4 protein-coding genes, 3 tRNA genes and 1 rRNA gene are annotated in these 3,500 nt (G+C 42.0%); all 8 read right to left on the reverse strand.

Going from position 1 to position 3,500, the window contains the following annotated elements:
- Nucleotides 1–192 (reverse strand): GTP-binding protein (locus ABD744_RS09820; protein ID WP_425562154.1); only part of this gene is annotated, 192 nt, incomplete at its 3' end.
- Nucleotides 193–274: 82 nt separating this feature from the next.
- Nucleotides 275–349, reverse strand: a tRNA-Thr gene (locus tag ABD744_RS09825).
- Nucleotides 350–366: 17 nt separating this feature from the next.
- Nucleotides 367–441 (reverse strand) — tRNA-Gly (locus tag ABD744_RS09830).
- Between the two features lie 10 nt (nt 442–451).
- Nucleotides 452–536, reverse strand: a tRNA-Tyr gene (locus ABD744_RS09835).
- A 114-nt stretch (nt 537–650) separates the two neighbouring features.
- The gene (locus ABD744_RS09840) at nt 651–1,274 is read right to left on the reverse strand and encodes an SPOR domain-containing protein (protein ID WP_344798007.1); all 624 of its coding nucleotides are present in this window, start codon (nt 1,272–1,274) and stop codon (nt 651–653) included.
- 12 nt (nt 1,275–1,286) lie between these two features.
- The gene (locus ABD744_RS09845) at nt 1,287–1,994 is read right to left on the reverse strand and encodes a type III pantothenate kinase (protein WP_344798009.1); all 708 of its coding nucleotides are present in this window, start codon (nt 1,992–1,994) and stop codon (nt 1,287–1,289) included.
- A complete protein-coding gene (locus tag ABD744_RS09850; RefSeq protein ID WP_344798011.1) occupies nt 1,987–2,937 on the reverse strand; it encodes a biotin--[acetyl-CoA-carboxylase] ligase in 951 nt (316 codons plus the stop codon). Before ABD744_RS09850 ends, ABD744_RS09845 begins: the two co-directional genes overlap by 8 nt.
- A 237-nt stretch (nt 2,938–3,174) precedes the next feature.
- Nucleotides 3,175–3,290, reverse strand: a 5S ribosomal RNA gene (gene rrf, locus ABD744_RS09855).
- Nucleotides 3,291–3,500: the final 210 nt, after the last annotated feature.

The following is a 3,500-nucleotide window of genomic DNA, read 5'->3' on the forward strand; positions in this document are numbered from 1 at the left end:
TGCAATAGTAATACCACGCTCACGCTCTTCAGGAGCGTTATCGATGTTTGCGAAGTCAACCTTTTCGCCACCGAATACTTCAGAACATACACGAGTAAGCGCCGCAGTTAGAGTAGTTTTACCGTGGTCAACGTGGCCAATAGTACCAACGTTAACATGCGGTTTGGAACGTTCAAATTTTTCCTTAGCCATCGTAAATACCCCAGAACACTAAAAATTAAAATCCAAATACACAAATAAGGCGTACAATCTAATGCCGCCTATCCATTTTTTATGGAGCTCATGGCCAGAATTGAACTGGCGACCTCTCCCTTACCAAGGGAGTGCTCTACCCCTGAGCTACATGAGCAATCACTAAATCTTTTTTGGAGCGGGTGGCGGGAATCGAACCCGCATCATCAGCTTGGAAGGCTGAGGTAATAGCCATTATACGACACCCGCACAAAAGAGATGGTGGAGGGGGCAGGATTCGAACCTGCGAAGGCTGAGCCGTCAGATTTACAGTCTGATCCCTTTGGCCACTCGGGAACCCCTCCCCGAACTTGTGTGGCGTGCATTATACTGAAGGTTTTTAGCTTTGCAAGCTTTTTATTCAGTTTCTGCAATCACCCTTAAAGAGGACGCCATAATATGCATCTTCTCTTTAAAAATCAACGACTTTTACAACTTTTTTCAGATATTTTAACATTTAAATCTCGAAACACTGCTTCGAAGCTGCCTAACTTGCTTTCAGCTTCCAACCAGTACCTAATTTGACGCCGAGGTATCTCCTGAATAATCGCATCAAACCCTGCACTTACCATTTTATTTTTTATTCTATGTGCGGAAGACTGCACGGTAAACAAACCAAGCGAAATAGCATTAGCATAATCCCCCTGTGTTACGACATAACTATCAATATCCGCCAACTGCAACTGCTTTAACAGTCTTAATGCCTGACGTTCTGAAGGCCTCGGTGGAATGATGACCCAATAATCAACCGAAGCCAGTGTGTCTTTTTCAACAATTTCACTTTTTACATTTCTTGCAGCCAAACGTTGATAAGCCTGCTGAGCCAGTTCCAGCGTCTCCAAGGGCCCAACACTTACGCACGCATCAACAACTTTTTTGACTGGAATCGCTGACACTTCTGCCACCAACACCAAGGCCTCACCATGCTGATCAAATGTTTTTGATACACCTTCTTCACTTGAGGCACTTTTTTGCATCACAACATACAAAACAAATAGTGCATTAAGCGCAACCAGTGACACGAAAGCTCGCTTCAGCAACATATCTACAATCCCTCATACAGATTTATATACATAATTTAATCCCTTAAACACCAATAAGTCGTCACGACGACCTAACTGCGACAAACTGCTAAGATCACCACTTAAGTCCCCTCCCGTTAAAACAACAACGGAAGGCTGATATCTTTCGATCACCGACTCACACAAGGAAGTTATCATTCTTAATGATCCGTTCCTGATGCATTCACTAGTACTCTGACCCAACCCCAAAGAAGGTCTGATATCTTCAAATGATAAACTGGTATCCCGTAACAGACTTTCCATTTGCAAACGGTAACCAGGCACTATATAGCCACCTTCATGAAAACCAGTTTGACTTACATAATCCACCGTCACAGCACTTCCACAATCTATAACAACAACGCTCGACTCTGATTCTCGAAAAGCTGCTTCCATTGCCAATAACCGGTCAATGCCAAGTTTGCTCGGATCTTGATAGCAAGGTACAACGCTCCATAAACCTAAATTAAACGACGCTTCTGTCAAAGAAATCCCATCAGGGAGTAATGATTTGATTTTACTGAGCTCGGCTTTGGTTGCTACAGATGCCAGGATACAACTTACATAACACGTAGGTTCAAATATACGCTTAAAGTCTTCCTCCCAATTATCCATATACTTATTATACGCACCTAACAGCTCACCCTGTTCATTAAAGACTTTCAGCGATGTATTACCCAAATCCATATAGAGTTTAGACATTTAATTTTCTCAATGAAACTTCACCGCCATGAACCAGCAATTCTTCTGATCCCTCTAACACCAAAATCAAAGCCCCTTTGTCATTCACACCCTTTGAAACACCAACAATTTTACGATCACCTTGTGTGACCATAACTTCCTGGCCTCTATATGCATCAAACGCATTCCAGCTATCCTTAAAGACAGTAAAACCAGACGCCTGAAATCGGGCTAAATCGATTTCTATTTGTTTAACAATATTCAATAATAACCCTGTACGATTGATCGTCTTATTTTTCGCACCCTTCAAAGAAGTAACGTCTTTCCGATCAACTAATTCAGGTTCATCATTAACGTTCAAACCCACACCAATCATTAAATTACAGGCGCCTGTTAAATCCCCTTGGATTTCGATCAATACACCAGCAATTTTATTGTCTTTATACAATATGTCATTAGGCCATTTGACTTGAACATTCAAGCCAAGCGCATTATCAACGGCAGTCACAATTGAATGCCCAACAACTAGACTCAACCCTTCCAGTCCATGAACGCTATCATATTCATTCACTTTCATAGTGAACATTAGATTTTGCCCAAAGCCACTGGACCATTGACGACCTCTACGCCCTTTCCCGGAAGTTTGATATTCCGTTAAAACCAGCGCACATTGCTTTGGTTTGATCGTTCTTGCAAATTCATTAGTGGACTCCAACTCCACAGAATAGTGAAGATCAATACCTGCTAACGCTTGCCTCAGGTAATCAGTGTCTATTAGCTTTGAACCACCGCCATATCTATAACCCCTGCCTCTTACTCTTGATATCTGAACACCTTTCTTTTCCAGCGAATTAATCAAAGCCCAAACTCGACTTCTACTCACACCAAACTCTTTGGCAATAAGTTCGCCCGAATGAAATTCACCATCAGAGAGCAACTCGAATAGCCGATAATCTTGATTCATAATAAATATCTAAAGAAATTAAGGGTATTGTATTGTGTTCAATCAGCAACCATAAATCAAAGAATCATAATCGATTTTGCCTTCTGTGTAAGAAATACACTTAGGCCACCCAGATTTAACTACCGTTAAAGTTTCACTAATGTTGAATAGAATGATCGATCACAAAACAACCAGGCAATAAAAAACCCCGATGCGTAGGCATCGGGGTTTTTGTTTGCTCTTACGAGCGAATAAGGCGCTTGACGATGACCTACTCTCACATGGGGAGACCCCACACTACCATCGGCGCGGACCGGTTTCACTTCTGAGTTCGGAATGGGATCAGGTGGTTCACAGTCGCTATGGTCGTCAAGCAAAACAGGGACAGAGGAGATGATGTTGAGTATGTCGTTTGACTGTCTCACTTATCATCACTTTTGAATACGGTATCTAAATCAACTTGGATTTATATCTGGATCTTTATATCAGTTATCAAACTACTTTGGTGTTATATAGCCAAGCCTCACGAGCAATTAGTACTGGTTAGCTCAACGCCTCACAACGCTTACACACCCAGCCTATCA

It is taken from the genome of Litoribacillus peritrichatus (assembly GCF_039537985.1).
GTDB classification, from domain to species: domain Bacteria; phylum Pseudomonadota; class Gammaproteobacteria; order Pseudomonadales; family Litoribrevibacteraceae; genus Litoribacillus; species Litoribacillus peritrichatus.